Source organism: Periweissella fabaria (assembly GCF_918814575.1).
GTDB lineage: Bacteria > Bacillota > Bacilli > Lactobacillales > Lactobacillaceae > Periweissella > Periweissella fabaria.
Map to the genome: position 1 here is coordinate 79,775 of NZ_CAKKNS010000008.1, position 17,323 is coordinate 97,097.

Here is a 17,323-nt window from a genome sequence, read left to right on the forward strand (position 1 = left end):
ATTACATATGTTCAAGCCTATCAATTCGATCTTCAGTCGCTGGGTGCGTTGAAAATAAATTAGCTGCTGATTTTCCCTTGAGCGGGTTTTCAATGTAAAGTGCAGCCGAACTTGGATCTGCGCTTTCCATTGGTTCAGACATCGCAATCTTCTTAAGGGCATTAATAAGCCCTTGTGGATTACGCGTTAATTCAACGGCCGTTGCATCCGCTAAATATTCCCGATTTCGTGAGATAGCCATTTGGACAATTGTGGCTGCAATTGGTCCAAAGATTATCAATAAAATTGAAAAGATAATCCCAAAAATCTGCATACCACCATTGTTATCACGCTCATCTTCATCTTCACGTACACCACCAAAGAACATAAAATTACTTCCAAAGTTGGCTAACATTGAAATAATTGCCGTCAAAGCAATCGCAATTGTTGAAATTCGAATATCATAATTACGCACATGCGCCATTTCGTGGGCCATCACCCCTTCTAATTCGTCACGTGTTAGTCGTTCCAAAATACCACTTGTGGCAGCCACTGCTGCATGTTTGGGATCACTCCCAGTTGCAAAGGCATTTGGACTTGGATCATCGATAATGAATACCCGTGGCATCGGTACTTGAGCGACCAAGGCCATATCTTCAACAATATTCCATAATTGTGGTGCTTGCTCTTTGGCAGTTACTTCTTGAGCGTTATTCATGCTCATGACAATTTCAGTCGATTGTTCAATCATTAACCAAGCGTATATTCCACCTGCAATAATCGCTAAAATAGCGCCCATCATTGCTGAACGGAAAAACATATATCCAATGGCCGCTCCAACTAGAACGACCAAGAACATAAACCCGACTAATAAATAAACAGTCCGCCGTTTATTTTGGGCAATTTGTTCAAATAACATGCTGAGCCTCGCTATTACTTACCGTCTGGTCCAAATGATACCTTTGGAGCAGCTTTTTCTTCTTCAGGTGTTTCCAAGAATTGACTTGGTTGGAAATGATGCATTTTAGCAATCATGTTAGTTGGAAAAGTTTGTAACTTACCGTTGTAAGCAGCCGTGCTTGAGTTAAATAGTTGCCGTGAATAAGCAATTTTATTTTCAGTATTTGAAAGTTCTTCCATCAACTGGCTGTATTGCACATTCGCTTTCAAATCTGGATATGCTTCAGCAACCGCAAAAATCCCCTTCAATGATGAAGTCATTTGATCTGATAATGCCATTGTTTCAGCATGATTTTCAGATGGTGTTTGGGCAATTTGGTTACGCAAGCCAATTACTTTTTCCAAAGTACCTTGTTCAAAGTTAGCGTAACCCTTAACAGTTTCTACTAAATTTGGAATCAAATCATTCCGACGTTTTAATTGCACATCGATTTGACTCCATGTTTCTTGTGTGTTCATTCGTGAACGAACTAATCTGTTGTAAATTGAAATCCAGATAAATGCTAAGACAACAATCACAACAATTGCGATAATAATTCCCATGAAATACTCCTCCGTTTCTCATATAAGTATATTCTACCATATAAACATAATTTATTTCAGCTTCATATTTGTCTCAAGCTCCTTTAGTTCATCAAAAACCGAAAACGCTCCTTCTTCTCGCAAACTTGTGTAGTCGTCTGCACCAACAATAAAGGAATCAAGTAATGCAATCTCAAATAAATCGGCCGCTTTGGCCATTTCCTTTGATAACCTTAAATCTTTTTCTGATGGTTCTGATTGGCCACTTGGGTGATTATGCGCCAAAATGATACTTTGCGCATTGTACTTAAGCGCCTTACGAATGACATCTCGGATATGAAAAGGACATGTCCGTAATGAACCAATGTGAATTACATCAGTGGCAATAATTTGATGGCGCGTATCTAATGAAAACAACCATAACTGTTCTTGTTCAAGGCCGCGCATGGCTTTTATTAATTCATTACCAAAATTTTGACTTCCTATCACCCGCCCTTGAATTTTAGGGACTGTTCGTGCAACTCGTTCACCAAATTCAATCGCAGCTAATAATCCTTGCCGCACACGCACATGCCCATTTACATATACATTCATCCGATCAGTCGCTGCATGCTTAAACCCTTCTAAACTATTGAATTCATCCAAAAATGCTTTCAGTTCACTTGCTTGATCAACTTTGCTTAATTCATGTGCTTGAAAATACCGTTGTAATAATTCATAATCCTGTAGCTGACTTACTAAAGCTCGATTTGTTTGCACCATCATTAATTCTCCTTTGAATTGATGCAAATAAGGTACGGGAAAAGTTATTAATTAACCAAAGCGTTTAATTTTTTCTCATCAAAATACGCCCGAACTTCACTAACAAAGTACAATGATCCGGTTAGCAGAATAAAACTATTTTCTGGTGCATTACTTTCAGCCATGGCCAAGGCACTTTGCCAATCTGAAGCCGTCTTGATTTGTTGATTAACTTGCTTAGCAACCTCAGCTTCATTCACGACATGCCGTTTTCCAGGTCCAGCAAATTCGGTTGCAATTAATTCCACGTTGGGAATACTTGCTAATTCATTGGCCATCTTAGCAAATTCTTTATCAGCAAGTGCCGCAAAAATAATTGTTATTTTAGCAACTTTATCAAATTTACGATTAAATAGTTCATGTAACCCATGAATTGCTGCAACATTATGTGCGCCATCAATCACCACACGAGGGTTATTTTGTAAAGTCTCGAATCTTCCGGGCCATTTAGTATTTTTAAGCGAACTTAAAATAATTGAATCATTAAATGTTACAATTTTCATATTTGCTAAATAATAATAAGCCAAAATTGCTAAACTAGCATTTTCAACTTGAAATTTGCCCAACATCCCCAACTCGACATTTGGCAACTGGCGAACCGCCATCGTTGGTAAAATACAGTCGTGTAAAGTCCAACTAAATTTCTCTTGCCAAGGATTCGTGGTCGGCACCAAGGTGATATCCATATCATCAAACGACCAAAATGGGACGCGTAATTGGTGCGCTGTTGCTTTAATAACCGTTCCCGCCTCCTCGTTGGCATGACCACCATAAATTACGGGGACACCGGGTTTAATAATTGCAGCTTTTTGTTGGGCAATGGCCGTCAAGGTATTCCCCAAAACATGCATATGGTCAAAGCCTACTGACGTGACAATACTTAAAATTGGTGTAAAAACATTTGTCGAATCAAAAAGACCCCCAATCCCTACTTCAATGATTACAACATCCACTGGGTGGGTGGCAAAATATAAAAACATCATTGCTGTAATAACTTCAAATTCAGTTGGACCGCCTTCAATTTCACTAACATCCATTGCTAACACCAATGGTTCAATCTGTTGTACAAGTGTAACTAATTCGTCATCGCTAATCATTACACCGTTAACTGAAATACGTTCATTAAATTTAGTAATAAATGGTGAAGTATATGTCCCAACAGTCAAGCCGCTTGCAACTAACATGTCCCGTAAATAAGCAGTTGTTGAACCTTTACCATTGGTACCAGTAATATGAATCCCTTTAATCGTATTTTGGGGATTACCTAACGCTTGCAATAATGCATCCATGCGGTCAAAAGTTGGTGTCTTTTTCCAGACCATGCGGCCATGAATAAAATCAATTGCTTCTTCATATGTTGTAACCATCTCAATGCCTCACTAACTATATTTTAATGATAATCTTAGTTAAATTTTCCCTAAAAAGCTATCCTAATTTTACGAATATGCTAAATTTAAATAGATTCTCAACTTAAAGCTTGCGTTTTATTATTCACTTGATACAATATTTTTAACTTATTAAAAAGAAGTGAGATGAATGCTATGGAAGATTTAAAGTTATTACCTGCTCAATTAGATGCCCTTTTAACTGGTGAAACGAACACTGTTGCCAACCTATCAAATGCATCAGCTTTATTGATGCAAACTTTGCCTGATCTTAATTGGGCTGGTTTTTATCTCTTTGATGAAGCCAACAATGATTTGGTACTTGGACCTTTCCAAGGAAAAGTTGCGTGCATGCACATCACTCCCGGTAACGGAGTTGTTGGTACAAGCTTCACTCAAAAAGAAGTCTTAGTCGTTCCTAATGTCCATGAATTTGCCGGCCATATTGCTTGTGATAGTGCCTCAAATTCTGAAATCGTAGCACCCATCATCGTCAACGATAAAATTGTTGCCATTTTAGATATTGACTCACCTAAGCTAGATCGTTTTAGTGATGCTGATGCTGTTGCAATTACCGAATTTGCGGCCATCGTTGCAAAACATTTTTAATTAAAAAAGCCCTCCCATGTGGGAAGGCTTTTTTAGTTGCGTAATATTTAGTGAATTCACCAAACTAGCTTAGAATTGATCACGTAATAATTGTTTGATTTCATCTAAAGATGGTTGGCGAGGATTACCAGGTGTGCATTGGTCGTTGTAGACTAAGTCAACTAACTTATCAAGTGCATCATCAAAATGTTTTTTATCAACACCGTTGCCTGATAAAGTTGGATTAATCTCAACACTCTTAACTAACTTAGCAATTTCTTTAAGTAAAGCATCAACTAATTCCGCATCCGTTTTACCACTAAGACCAAGGTATCGGGCGATATCAGCATAATCTTTTTGCGCAGTATATGTTTCGTAACGTGGGAATGGTGTGCGTTTTACATTGCCACTAACTGCATTGAAACGAACAACGTGTGGCATCGCAATCGCAATTGCTAAACCGTGAGGTAAATCAAATTCACCACCAGTCTTGTGAGCCAATGAGTGGTTAATTCCTAAGAATGCATTGGCAAATGACATCCCAGCTAAGGTTGCCGCAGTATGCATGTTAGCACGGGCTGCTTGGCCTTCTTTGTTTGGGTGTGTTGGATCATAGTTATATGAAGCAGTTAAGTTTTCAAAAATTAATTTGATTGCTTGTAAGGCCCATGGGCGAGTAAAATCTGATGCCATTACAGAAACATATGATTCAAGGGCGTGTGACAATGAATCCAATCCAGAGAAAGCAACCGTGCGCTTAGGTACTGTCATTACAAATGATTCATCAACAATCGCAACTTGTGGTGTTAATTCATAATCGGCTAATGGGTACTTAACGTGTGTCGCATCATCAGTAATAACAGCAAATGGTGTCACTTCTGAACCAGTACCTGAAGTCGTTGGAATCGCAACCATTTGAGTTAAACTTTGGTGTTCAAATTTAACGATTCGTTTACGGATATCCATAAATTTTTGTTTTAATTGACGGAACAAATCAGCCATGACAACTTCATCATCTAGTGCACCTGGGTGGGTTGCAGAGTATTCGTAAAGCAACCGCGCAATTTTAGCCGCATCCAGTGCTGAACCACCACCAATAGCAATCACTGTATCTGGTTGGAAATCAGCCATTTGTTTAGCAATTTCAATTGCTTGGTTAATCGTTGGATCGGGCTTAACAGCACCGTAGATTGACGTTTTAACATGATTTTGACGCAATGTAAATTGATCTAAAATTTTATCAACAAAGCCAAATTGGACCATTCCAGGGTCTGCTACGATAAAGGCCCGATCTACATTGGCAAGTTCTTGTAAATACGTAATTGAATTATTTTCATAGTAGATGTCTTTAGGTAACCGAATCCATTGTGGACGATTCCGACGACGAGCAACTGTTTTAATATTCAATAAATCGTAAGTTGATAAGTTATGTGACAATGAGTTCTTCCCCCAAGTTCCCGTTCCAAGTGTCATACTTGGACGTAGTGCATCAGTATAAATATCACCAACTCCACCAATTGAATCTGGTTGGTTAACTAAAATACGTGAAGCTTCAACGGCATCTGCATATTCTTTAACAAATGGATCATCTTGGGCACCAATTTGAATGGCCGCATTGTGACCGGCACCTTGGTAATTAAGTAAGGCACGAACAATCGCAATTGCATTTTGACGGTCTTTTGACTTGTAGACTGAAAGAATTGGGCAAAGTTTTTCAGAAGATAACTTTTCACCAATATTTTTTTCATCTAATTCGACTAAAATAACATCCTTACCCTCTGGTAATTCGATACCGGCTTGTTCAGCAATCCAGCGACCACTCATACCAGCAACTTGACCATTCACACCATGTTTATCGTTGAAAACAAAATCTTCTAACTTTTTGTAATCAGCCTTAGGTAATAAATATGCACCTTGTTGATCTAATTTTTTAAGGAATTCCTTATAAACTTTTTGATCAATCACAACAGAATTTTCAGTTGCACAAATCATCCCGTTATCAAATCGTTTTGATAATAATAAATCTTCAGCAGCACGATCAATATTAGCAGTATAATCCACGTATACAGCTCCGTTACCAGCACCAACCCCCATAGATGGGTTACCTGAACGTAATGCTGCATTAACCATTGCTGGACCACCCGTTGCTAAAATTGAGGCGATTCCGGGACTTTGAATTAAAGCAGAAGTGTTATAGATTGATGGTTTTTCAATCCATTGAATAAAGTTTTCTGGTGCACCGGCAGCAACAGCCGCATCGTAAACAATTTTTGCTGCATGCATTGATGACTTTTGTGCTTGTGGGTGAAAGGCAAAGATAATTGCATTTCGCGTCTTAGCACTTAACATTGATTTAAAAATAGTGGTTGAGGTTGGGTTAGTTGTTGGTACAATTCCTGCAAGAACCCCTAATGGTGCAGCAATTTCAACTTTTCCTGTAACAGGATCTTCATTAATAACACCAACCGTTTTATCATTTTTAATGGCATTAAAAACAGATTCTGATGCAAAACGATTTTTGGTATCCTTATCTTCGACAACACCCCGACCAGTTTCATCATGGGCTTCGTGAGCTAATAACAATGAATTTTCACTTCCAGCTAAGGCCATTGCAGCCACGATTTTATCGACTTGAGCTTGCGTAAAACTTGAAAATTCAATAAGTGCCTTTTCAGCTTTGCGAACTAAATCAGTCGTTAAAATTTCCGCTTGAAGTGTTAATTGAGCTTTTTCTTCATCAGTTAGAACTTTTTTAGGTGCTTTTTTAATAGCTTCTACCATTTTTTCAATCCTCGTTGTATAAAATACTTTGTGCATCTATTAACAAACTTTATAATACACGAACCTTATAAAATTAGCAAGAATTTTGTTTTACAATTTCCAATCTTTTATCCCCCATCTAAAAAACCTTATAAAACAACATTTACAAGATAAAAAAAGAACTAAAAGCATATGTGTTTTTCAAAAAAATAAATTTTTTCGATTGTTAAAAATATCACTATGTATCAAAAAACAGCCAATTAAAAACGTTAATTAGCTGTTTTTTACTTTTATAATGCTTGAGCGGCAGTAATTAACGCAACTTTGTAGACGTCATCTGTATTACAACCACGTGATAAATCGGAAATTGGCTTTGCAAGACCTTGTAAAATTGGGCCAATTGCTTCAAAACCACCAAACCGTTGAGCAATCTTGTAACCAATATTACCTGATTGTAGATCTGGGAAAATAAAGACATTGGCATGCCCAGCAACATTTGACCCTGGAGCCTTGGCAGCGGCAACTGTTGGTACAAAAGCCGCATCAAATTGAAGTTCGCCGTCAATGGCTAACTTTGGATCCATCGCTTGAGCTAACTTAGTTGCCTCAACAACTTTAGTTACTTGATCTGCTTTAGCTGAACCTTTCGTTGAAAATGATAGCATGGCTACTTTAGGATCGATGCCAAATACTTGTGCCGTGCGAGCAGATTGAATGGCAATTTCAGCCATTGTTTGGGCATCAATATCAATATTGATGGCTGCATCTGAAAAGACATAGCGTTGGTCATCTTTTTGCATAATGAACGCACCAGAAATTCGAGTTGAACCAGGTGCTGTTTTGACAATTTGCAATGCTGGCCGGACAGTATCACCAGTTGGATGCTTCGCACCGGATACCATTCCATCGGCTAATTCCATATAAACCATCATTGTGCCAAAATAGTTTACATTTGTAAGCCACTTTTCAGCAGTTTCAAAATCAGTCTTACCGTTACGGCGTTCAACAAGCACTTGAATCATCGCTTCTAACTGTGCTTTAGGGTACGTTTTTGGATCAATAATTTCAATATCGGTTAAGTCAAAATGATTTTCAGTAGCGGTCTTAGCAATGGCTTGCGTGTCGCCAAGTAAAATTGGTTTAAGCAACTTTTCTTGTGCTAACCGAATCACAGCTCCTTGAATACGGGCATCTTCCCCCTCTGGAAAGACAATTCGTTTGTTGGCGCCTTGAACCTTCGTTGCTAATTCTTCAAATAATCCCATGAGATTACTTCCTCCAAAAAATAAGTTATTGTATTTATGCTGGCAAATGCCAATTAATAGGTTGTTGACCGTGCGTATTTAAATAAGCATTAGTCTTTGAAAATGGTTTGGAACCAAAGAAACCACGATATGCTGACAATGGTGATGGGTGGGGACTTGTGAGCACCAAATTATGCGTTTCATCAATTAATTTTTGCTTCATTTGCGCAGGTTTACCCCATAAAATAAAGACGACAGGCTCTGGTTTAGCAGATAACGCCTGAATAGCGGCATCCGTTAGCATTTCCCAGCCACGTTGGCGATGTGAGTTGGCTTGGCCTTCACGGACGGTTAGTACCGAGTTTAACAATAAGACACCTTGCTGGGCCCACGCACTTAAATCACCATGTTTGACGGGCTCAATAGCTAAATCATTTGCTAACTCTTGATAGATATTACGTAAACTTGGTGGAATTTTAACGCCTCGTGCCACTGAAAAGCTTAATCCTTGCGCTTGATTTCGTTCATGATACGGATCTTGCCCCAAAATAACGACACGGGTTTGCTTAAAATTAGTGAAATTAAAAGCATTAAATACTTCCGCTTGTGGTGGAAAAATATTAAAACTCTCACGTTCCTGATGCAAAAAATTAATTAGCGTCTTAAATTCTGGTGAATTTAATTCCGGTGCTAAAATCGATTGCCAATCATTATGTAGTAGTGATTCCATTAATTTAAATACTCATTTCTTTGTAGTGCGGGACGGGTAATCCGCCACAAGCTTATTATAACTGTTCTACATTTATTTAGAAACCAATTACACACATTGCGTCCTGACATGCTAAAATATAGTAAAGATATGAGGGCATTTTAAGGGGGAGCGAAATGCGAAAATTGTATTTAAAACAAATTAATACGCATAGTTCACAAACCGCTACAACCGTGCGTGATATTAATGGGAAAGCCGAATACTTAGTCACTGGCAGCTTTGGCCGTGAAGATGCATTCATTCATGTTTACAATAACCTCGGCCAACTTGTTGTTGAACTTAAACAGACCTCCTTTGGTCTCTTGCCACGTTTTACAATTACATTTCAAGATGAAGAAGTCGGTTCCATCGGGGTTTCCCTTGGAACATTACTAGATGTCATCTATGTCCGTGACTTAAATTGGTTCATTCGGGGTAGCCTAACTTCCGGTACTTATCACGCTTACCATAAACAAACCCGTTTGATGACTGTCAAACCAGTTAAACGACCGAATGGTTTATTCAATGAATTAACCATTAAAAATAAAGCTCAAGAACCCATTTTAATTGGTATTGCCGTTATTCTAAGTCGGTGGCTGTTTAATACTAAGCCCTCGCCACTTAAAAATCTTTTACGCCAGCCGATCACTTTAGCTTATTCAGATAAAATTACCCTTAAAAATCATTAGTTTTAGCGTTAACATTCATTTGAAACTATATGCTTATTATTATAAATAAACAAAAAGCAGCTTGGAATACTTTTCCAAGCTGTTTTTGTTTATCAAACTAAAAATGTCCCACTTTTAACTAGTTACCACCAAATTTTTTATCGGCCCATTTAGCTAAAAATGTTAATAAAGTGATCATAATTAAATACATTAAGGCAACTAAGAACCACACGCGGAAACCTTGTGAATTACGTGAAATAATTACTGTTCCGGTCTGTGTTAATTCAATAATCCCAATTGCTGATAAAATTGAAGTATCTTTTAATGTAATGATGAATTGGTTCACAAATGATGGCACCATCAATTTAATTCCTTGCGGCATAACAACTTTAAGCATTGCCTTCCCATAACTTAACCCAAGTGACCGAGCGGCTTCCATTTGACCATTATCAACCGCTTTAAGCCCGCCGGCAACAAAAGCTGCAATATAGGCCCCTTCATTTAGCATTAACGTAATTAACCCCGAAAAGAGTGCTGATAACTTATGCCCTGTCAATGATGGAATCCCAATATAGATGAAGAATGCTAGTACCAAAAGTGGTAAGCCACGGAAAATATAAATAATCGTACTTGCAAAACCATGGCTAAATTTATTAGGAATAATTGCTAAAATACCGATAGCAACCCCAAAAATTGTAGCTAAAATAATCCCTAAAATCGTTAACATTAGCGTTTGACCGATTCCCGCTAAGAATTGGCTTTTATTTTGCTTTAATAGGCCCCAAATTGAATTATTCACTTTGGCACTACCGGCAAAATTTGATTCTTTTGCGCCGATGTACTTAGCAACAATTTTATCATACGTCCCATCTTCTTTAATTGAAGCAAAACCGGCATTGAATTTTTTAATTAATGCTTGATTGTGACCTTTTTTTACCCCAAAACCGTAATACCCAGAATTAGCTGGCTTAGTTAATATTTTTAATTTAACGCCGTTTTGAATCGCATATTTCATTACGGGTTCATCTTCAAAGGTTGCTACTGTATTTCCTAACGCCACATCATTATACATTGTGTTTGAATCATTAAAATACGTTACTTTAAATCCATACTGTTTTTGAATTGATAAAGCATACGCAGCCGCCCCTGTCCCGGTTTTAAGAGCCACTGTCTTACCGCGTAAATCATCAAGGGATTTAATATTACTATTTTTACTAATTGCGGCAATTACCCCAGTTTTGTAGTATGGTGTCCCAAAATCATAAACTTCTTTACGGGCCGGTGTAATTGCCATCCCAGCCATAATTGCATCAAATTGCCCTGATAAAACTGCTTGTGCTCCCGAATTAAATGAAATTGGTACCAGTTTATATGTGAAATGTTCCCGCTTGGCAATTTCTTTTAAAATATCAATATCAATCCCAACATACTTACCATTTTTATCTTGTAATTCAAACGGTGGATAAGTGGTATCTGTGGTAATAACATAATGTGGTTCCTTACTAGCATGTGCTATATCAGTTCCTGTTGTAATAATTCCAACCATCAATGCGATGGTTAACATGAAGTACTTCATCCAAGTTTTGCTATGCATCTTTTTCTCCCCTACTCTCTTTTCTAAACGTTCAATACTTTGTTCAAGAAATCTTGTGCCCGTGGATCTTGAGGATTATTGAAAACTTGCTCAGGCGTTCCTTCTTCACGAATATAGCCATCCGCAAAGAAAACCACCCGATCGGCAACTTGTTTAGCGAATCCCATTTCGTGTGTTACGACAATCATCGTCATCCCATCTTCAGCCAAATCACGCATTACTTTTAAAACTTCACCAACCATTTCTGGATCCAAAGCCGACGTAGGTTCATCAAATAGCATAATACTTGGTTGCATTGCTAATGCTCGTGCAATCGCAACGCGTTGTTTTTGGCCTCCTGATAGTTGAGTTGGCTTGGCCGTTGCTTTATCAGCTAGGCCAACTCGATCCAATAATTTCAAGCCGAGTTCTTGGGCTTCGGCCTTTGATAATTTTCCTAATTCAATTGGCGCTAACGTAATATTTTCTAAGACCGTCAAGTGTGGAAAAAGATTAAAATGTTGAAATACCATGCCAATATTTTCGCGAACTTTATTTAAGTTCGTATCTTTAGCGGTTAAATCAATCCCGTCAATTGCAATACTACCGGTCGTTGGTTCTTCTAATTTATTTAAAGTCCGTAAAAACGTACTCTTACCAGAACCAGATGGTCCAATCATCACCACTACTTCATTTGCTTCAACAGCTAAGTTTATTCCTTTTAGAACTTCATTATCCCCATAGGACTTATGTAAATCAGTAACGCTAACTTTTGCAACCATCTTGATACCTCCATATAATTAACTCAATAATTTCTCTAACTTACCCATGGAACCCAAACTAAATTACTTGTTTACTGCTAAAATTCAAAATATTAGGAACAATACCATCATTTACTAAAGCAATGTTCGTTTAGTTTCTGAACATAAAAAAAGTAGACTGACTAACGCGTCGTCTACTTTCTAAAATACTAAACTGCTAAACCAGTCCCAGAAAATAATCGTCGCAAAAAGCCTAATTGATTAGGTAAATTTCGCGCGCTATTATTATTTTTTGAGCTCTTAGTCATTGATAAGTACTTCCTAATTTCTTGATTATTAAAATTCTATCATTTTTAAACAATCTTGTCATTAGTTTTCTTTTCAAATTGTTAATTATTTATTTTGAAGCGAATTTTTTATCCGCCCATTTGGCAAGGAACGTCAATAACGTAATGATAATTAAGTACATCATTGCTACAATGAACCATACGCGGAAACCTTGCATATTACGTGAAATAATTACCGTTCCTGTTTGCGTTAATTCGATAATTCCAATTGCCGATAAAATCGAAGTATCTTTCAATGTAATAATGAATTGGTTAACAAACGATGGAATCATAAGTTTAATCCCTTGTGGCATGATAACTTTCCGCATTGCTTTCCAGTAAGGTAATCCTAGTGAACGGGCTGCTTCCATTTGACCAGCGTCAACGTGTTTCAAACCACCGGCTACAAAGGCTGCAATATAAGCTCCTTCATTCAATGTCAAAGTTATTAATCCAGCAGCAATAGCGGGAATCTTTGTACCCGTTAATGATGGTAAACCAATGTAAATAAAGAATGCTAACACTAGCAGTGGTAATCCACGGAAAATATAGATAACTGTACTTGAGAATCCATGGGCAAATTTATTTGGTACGACTGCCAAGACCCCAATTAAAACCCCAAAAATGGTGGCAAAAACAATCCCGAAAATGGTTAATTGAAGAGTTTTAATCATCCCACTAATGAATTGATTTTTATTTTGTTTCAATAAACCAATAATTGAATTATTTTCTTTGGCATCACCAGAAAATTTAGCTTCATTTGATCCAAGATATTTTGCAACAATTTTATCGTACGTACCATCTTTTTTGATAGCTGCATAACCAGCATTAAACTTAGCAAGTAATTCTTTATTTTGACCCTTTTTAACGGCAAATCCGTACTCACCACCATTAGCTGGTTGCGTAATAATCTTTAACTTAACCCCATTTTTAATGGCGTATTTCATGACAGGATCATCTTCAAAAGCTGCAGCGGCGTTACCTAAAGCAACAGCATTATACATTGTATTTGAATCATTAAAGTACGTTACTTTAAAGCCATATTTCTTTTGAATTGATACCGCATATTGCGCTGAACCAGTTCCTGTTTTTAAGGCAACTGTTTTTCCCCGTAATTGGTTCAAATCAGTAATTCCGCTCTTAGGACTAACTGCAGCAATAATTCCGGTCTTGTAATATGGTGTTCCAAAATCATAAACTTGTTGGCGTTCAGGCGTAATTGTCATCCCTGCAATAATGGCATCAAATTGCCCTGAGAGGACGCCTTGTGCCCCAGAGTTAAAGGCAATTGGTACTAACTTATACGTAAAGTGTTCTTTTTTGGCAATCGCACTTAACATATCCATATCGATACCAACATACTTGCCATTTTGCCCTTGAAATTCAAATGGTGCAAAGGTTGTATCTGTTGTAATAACATAGTGCGGTTCTTTTGTATCAGCATGCGCCGTTGTGGTATTAAAGACGATTAATCCTAGTAACATGGTTACCATTAACCAACTAGCCTTAAGCCATGTATGTTTTTTCATCATATTTCTCTCTTTCCTGCCTAGACGTTTAGAACTTTATTCAAGAAGTCTTGTGCTCGTGGATCTTGAGGGTTATTGAACACTTCTTCCGGTGTCCCTTGCTCACGAATGTATCCATCAGCGAAGAAAACCACACGGTCGGCAACTTGCTTAGCAAAACCCATTTCATGTGTTACCACAATCATCGTCATCCCATCTTCGGCTAAATCCCGCATAACTTGTAATACATCCCCCACCATTTCAGGATCCAACGCTGAGGTAGGTTCATCAAATAACATGATGCTTGGCTTCATTGCAAGCGCCCGAGCAATCGCCACCCGTTGTTTTTGACCACCAGACAATTGGGTTGGTTTAGCATCTGCTTTTTCTGCTAAGCCAACTTGGGTTAGCAATTGCATCCCCAATGCCTTAGCGTCTTCTTTTGACATTTTTCCTAATTCAACCGGCGCTAAAATAACATTTTCTAAAACTGATAAATGTGGAAAAAGGTTAAAGTGTTGGAAAACCATTCCGACATTTTCACGAACTTTATTAATATCTGTTTTTTTATCAACCAAGTTATAGCCATTAATTAAAATTTCACCACTTGTTGGGTCTTCTAATTTATTCAATGTCCGTAAAAAAGTACTTTTTCCTGATCCAGATGGACCAATCATTACGACGACTTCATTTTCCTGGACCTCAAGATTAATCCCTTTAAGCACTTCATTATCACCATATGCTTTATGTAAATCTTTTACGGTTACCTTTGCTGTCATGTTAGTTCCTCCGGCTCCAAGCCATTTATTTTAATCAAAGTTTGGTTTTATTAGGTTTAAACCAATCATTAGTTTTCAATTTTCAAATTTTAAGAATAATTATGAACAATAATGGAATACTAAATAATAATATTCGTTTTAGTAATTTATATAAAAAAATAGACTTACGTGTTTTCACATAAGTCTACTCCAAAGATTCATAACTACATGAGTTTCAATCACTGAAAATAACTAATGCAAAATAAACACAATTACTCGTGGTCTCTTGATTATTACTTTCGTGATTCTGCAATCGAAACTTCATGATTAATTTACCCCAAAACTTTCATTAACAGAAGTTTACCAGTTTTTAAGCAAATTGTCATTATTTTTTATTTTGTGGCTAAACGTTCAATCGCTTCACCATAGATGGCAGCAGCCTTAGTCAATGATTCAATGGTCATAAATTCATTAACTTGGTGCATGGTGTCTTCATCCCCTGGGAACAAAGCTCCAAAGGCAACTCCACGATCCATTAGACGACCATAAGTACCACCACCGACAACTTCTGGCTTACCATCTAAACCAGTTTGGTGGTTGTAGACATCAATCAAAGTCTTCACAATTTCATCGTCCTCTGGTACAAAGTGAGGTGCCATGTGGTGTCCTTGAATCTCAACTTCGGCTTCAAAACCATCTAAATGATTGGCAATTCCTTGACCAATACTTTCAAAATCAACACCCTTAGGGTAACGGAAATTCAAGTTGATGAAGCCTGGTTGGCCAGCATCAAAACGTTGAATTCCGATGTTCATTGTAAGTGGTCCCATGATATCGTCGGTAAAGTTAATTCCTAACTTAGTTGCAAGCGCATCATCATGTACCGCTTGACCTAAGAAGTGAACATACCCTTTAGCAGTTCCACCAAATGCAAATTGGTCTAAGAAGTTAGCTAAGTAAGTACCGGCATTTTCACCAATTTCTGGGCTAGCACCGTGAACTTGCTTACCGTTAACTGTAAATTGAATTCCTTCTGGTAATGGATCAACAGATCCAGTTACCTTAGGGTTTGCTGCTAAGAACTTGTTGAATGCATCAATAACTGCACTGGCATCTGGTGCTGAAACTAAGGCAACTGCTTTACCAGGCACCATGTTGGGACGTAAGCCTGATTCGAATTTAATTAATTCAAAGTCACCTTCATTGGTAGCATTGAATTTAACTTCATATGTTACGTTTCCTTTTTCACCATTAATCACTGGGAATTCTGCATCTGGTGAGAATCCCATGGTTGGTTGTGGTTCAACTTCAAAGTAACGATCCATGTCTTTCCAATCGTTTTCTTCATCTGTCCCAACGATAAAACGTACGCGACGCTTCAATGGTGCACCAGAATCTTTAAGAATCTTCATACCGTAAAATGCGGCCATTCCAGGGCCTTTATCATCAGAAGCACCGCGGGCAATCAATTTACCATCTTTGATAACTGGTTCAAATGGGTTACTATCCCAACCTTCACCGGCTGGCATAACATCAACGTGAGCCAAAACAGCAACTGATTCTTCAGCATCTTCTGGGCCAATTTCAGCATATCCAACGATATTATCGATGTTTTTTGTCCGGAAACCAGCTTCTTTAGCGATTTCCAAGAACTTTTCTAACGCAGCTTTAGGACCAGGGCCCACAGGGGCATCCTTAGTCGCAAGGGCGTCATCTCGGACACTTTCAATCCGTAACATAGTTTGTAAGTCATTTAAAAAATCTTCTTGGCGTGTTGCAATCTCTGCTTTCCAGTCAATCATCGATTAATCCTCCATTTAATAAGTTAAATTTATTTTATCACAATCTGGTTTGATATAATGTAGTTAATTGATTACAATCCTAAAATTCATGGTGAGGAGCGTTAGTAAAATGAACATTATTGACCAAAATCTAGTTGCAAAAGTAATTACACCACGACCAATCGATTCCTATAAAGGCACCTATGGACGCATTATGTTGATTGGGGGCTTTGAACATTATCATGGTGCAATCATATTAGCCAGTAAAGCGGCCGTCTACGGTGGTAGTGGCCTGGTGACTGTCGTGACAGCTCCTGAAACAATTACCGCACTTAATACTGAGCTACCCGAAGCCATGGCCCTTAGCTACCATGATAGTTATCAAGATTTTATTGCTACACAAGATGTCATCGTAATTGGCCCTGGATTAGGTACAAGTCTCCATGCTTTAACTATTTTAAAAGAAATCCTAACAAGCATCAGCCCTAACCAAACTTTAATTGTCGATGGCTCAGCTTTAACGTTACTAGCTCGTCATCAACTGCAATTACCAACGACGAAACTAACTGTTTTAACACCACACCAAATGGAATGGCAACGCGTTAGTGGTCTCAAAATTATTAACCAGACGCCTACTAACAATCAAGTAATTGTTGATCAATTACAGGCTATCGTTATTGTTAAAAAACATCATTCGGAACTCTATACACCGCACGCTCCTGCCCAAAAAATAATCGTTGGTGGCCCTTATCAAGCGACTGGCGGGATGGGTGATACTTTAGCTGGTCTTGTTGGTAGTTTCCTTGGTCAATTTAAACCTAATGCTACAACTGTGGCCGCCGCCCTTTATTTACATAGTGCAATAGCAGATGAACTAGCTCAACAGCAATACGTTGTTCTTCCAAGTCAAATTAGTGCGCAATTGCCGCTCTTTATGGCCCGTTTTGCCCAACAATAATCC

General features: G+C 38.0%; 15 protein-coding genes. 3 read left to right on the forward strand and 12 right to left on the reverse strand.

What is annotated here, in order from left to right; translation table 11 throughout:
* Position 1: 1 nt before the first annotated feature.
* The 4 genes from htpX to LQZ75_RS08455 are packed head-to-tail and all read right to left on the reverse strand — an operon-like array spanning position 2 to position 3,629.
* The gene (gene htpX / locus LQZ75_RS08440; protein WP_230097385.1) at positions 2-898 is read right to left on the reverse strand and encodes a zinc metalloprotease HtpX; all 897 of its coding nucleotides are present in this window, start codon (positions 896-898) and stop codon (positions 2-4) included.
* A 14-nt stretch (positions 899-912) separates the two neighbouring features.
* On the reverse strand, positions 913-1,482 hold the full coding sequence (locus LQZ75_RS08445; protein ID WP_230097386.1) for a LemA family protein: 570 nt from the start codon (positions 1,480-1,482) through the stop codon (positions 913-915).
* Between the two features lie 51 nt (positions 1,483-1,533).
* Positions 1,534-2,226 carry a JAB domain-containing protein gene (locus LQZ75_RS08450; protein ID WP_230097387.1) on the reverse strand — a complete coding sequence of 231 codons (693 nt, stop codon included), beginning with the start codon at positions 2,224-2,226 and terminating at the stop codon, positions 1,534-1,536.
* Between the two features lie 44 nt (positions 2,227-2,270).
* On the reverse strand, positions 2,271-3,629 hold the full coding sequence (locus tag LQZ75_RS08455) for a bifunctional folylpolyglutamate synthase/dihydrofolate synthase (protein WP_230097388.1): 1,359 nt from the start codon (positions 3,627-3,629) through the stop codon (positions 2,271-2,273).
* A 174-nt stretch (positions 3,630-3,803) separates the two neighbouring features.
* On the opposite strand from LQZ75_RS08455, the gene LQZ75_RS08460 reads away from it, so the two are divergent.
* The gene (locus LQZ75_RS08460) at positions 3,804-4,256 is read left to right on the forward strand and encodes a GAF domain-containing protein (RefSeq protein ID WP_432443450.1); all 453 of its coding nucleotides are present in this window, start codon (positions 3,804-3,806) and stop codon (positions 4,254-4,256) included.
* Between the two features lie 69 nt (positions 4,257-4,325).
* Here the strand turns inward: LQZ75_RS08460 and adhE are convergent, their stop codons facing one another.
* The 3 genes from adhE to LQZ75_RS08475 all read right to left on the reverse strand — a co-directional run bounded on the left by adhE (position 4,326) and on the right by LQZ75_RS08475 (position 8,969).
* Complete coding sequence (adhE, locus tag LQZ75_RS08465; RefSeq protein ID WP_230097390.1) at positions 4,326-7,016, reverse strand: bifunctional acetaldehyde-CoA/alcohol dehydrogenase; 2,691 nt, start codon at positions 7,014-7,016, stop codon at positions 4,326-4,328.
* Positions 7,017-7,285: 269 nt separating this feature from the next.
* Positions 7,286-8,260: a phosphate acetyltransferase gene (gene pta, locus LQZ75_RS08470; protein WP_230097391.1), complete on the reverse strand. Its 975-nt coding sequence runs from the start codon at positions 8,258-8,260 to the stop codon at positions 7,286-7,288.
* 34 nt (positions 8,261-8,294) lie between these two features.
* Positions 8,295-8,969: a uracil-DNA glycosylase gene (locus tag LQZ75_RS08475; RefSeq protein WP_230097392.1), complete on the reverse strand. Its 675-nt coding sequence runs from the start codon at positions 8,967-8,969 to the stop codon at positions 8,295-8,297.
* Between the two features lie 155 nt (positions 8,970-9,124).
* On the opposite strand from LQZ75_RS08475, the gene LQZ75_RS08480 reads away from it, so the two are divergent.
* Entirely contained in the window at positions 9,125-9,676 is a 552-nt protein-coding gene (locus LQZ75_RS08480; protein ID WP_230097393.1) for an LURP-one-related/scramblase family protein, read from the forward strand.
* A gap of 118 nt (positions 9,677-9,794) precedes the next feature.
* Here the strand turns inward: LQZ75_RS08480 and LQZ75_RS08485 are convergent, their stop codons facing one another.
* The 5 genes from LQZ75_RS08485 to pepV form a co-directional block, all read right to left on the reverse strand.
* On the reverse strand, positions 9,795-11,249 hold the full coding sequence (locus tag LQZ75_RS08485; RefSeq protein ID WP_230097394.1) for an ABC transporter substrate-binding protein/permease: 1,455 nt from the start codon (positions 11,247-11,249) through the stop codon (positions 9,795-9,797).
* Positions 11,250-11,272: 23 nt separating this feature from the next.
* A complete protein-coding gene (locus tag LQZ75_RS08490) occupies positions 11,273-12,010 on the reverse strand; it encodes an amino acid ABC transporter ATP-binding protein (protein ID WP_230097395.1) in 738 nt (245 codons plus the stop codon).
* 376 nt (positions 12,011-12,386) lie between these two features.
* Positions 12,387-13,844: an ABC transporter substrate-binding protein/permease gene (locus tag LQZ75_RS08495; protein ID WP_432443451.1), complete on the reverse strand. Its 1,458-nt coding sequence runs from the start codon at positions 13,842-13,844 to the stop codon at positions 12,387-12,389.
* 20 nt (positions 13,845-13,864) lie between these two features.
* The gene (locus LQZ75_RS08500; RefSeq protein ID WP_230097396.1) at positions 13,865-14,602 is read right to left on the reverse strand and encodes an amino acid ABC transporter ATP-binding protein; all 738 of its coding nucleotides are present in this window, start codon (positions 14,600-14,602) and stop codon (positions 13,865-13,867) included.
* Between the two features lie 371 nt (positions 14,603-14,973).
* Positions 14,974-16,383, reverse strand: a complete 1,410-nt coding sequence (gene pepV / locus LQZ75_RS08505; protein WP_230097397.1) for a dipeptidase PepV — start codon at positions 16,381-16,383, stop codon at positions 14,974-14,976.
* 109 nt (positions 16,384-16,492) lie between these two features.
* On the opposite strand from pepV, the gene LQZ75_RS08510 reads away from it, so the two are divergent.
* Positions 16,493-17,320: an NAD(P)H-hydrate dehydratase gene (locus LQZ75_RS08510; protein ID WP_230097398.1), complete on the forward strand. Its 828-nt coding sequence runs from the start codon at positions 16,493-16,495 to the stop codon at positions 17,318-17,320.
* Positions 17,321-17,323: the final 3 nt, after the last annotated feature.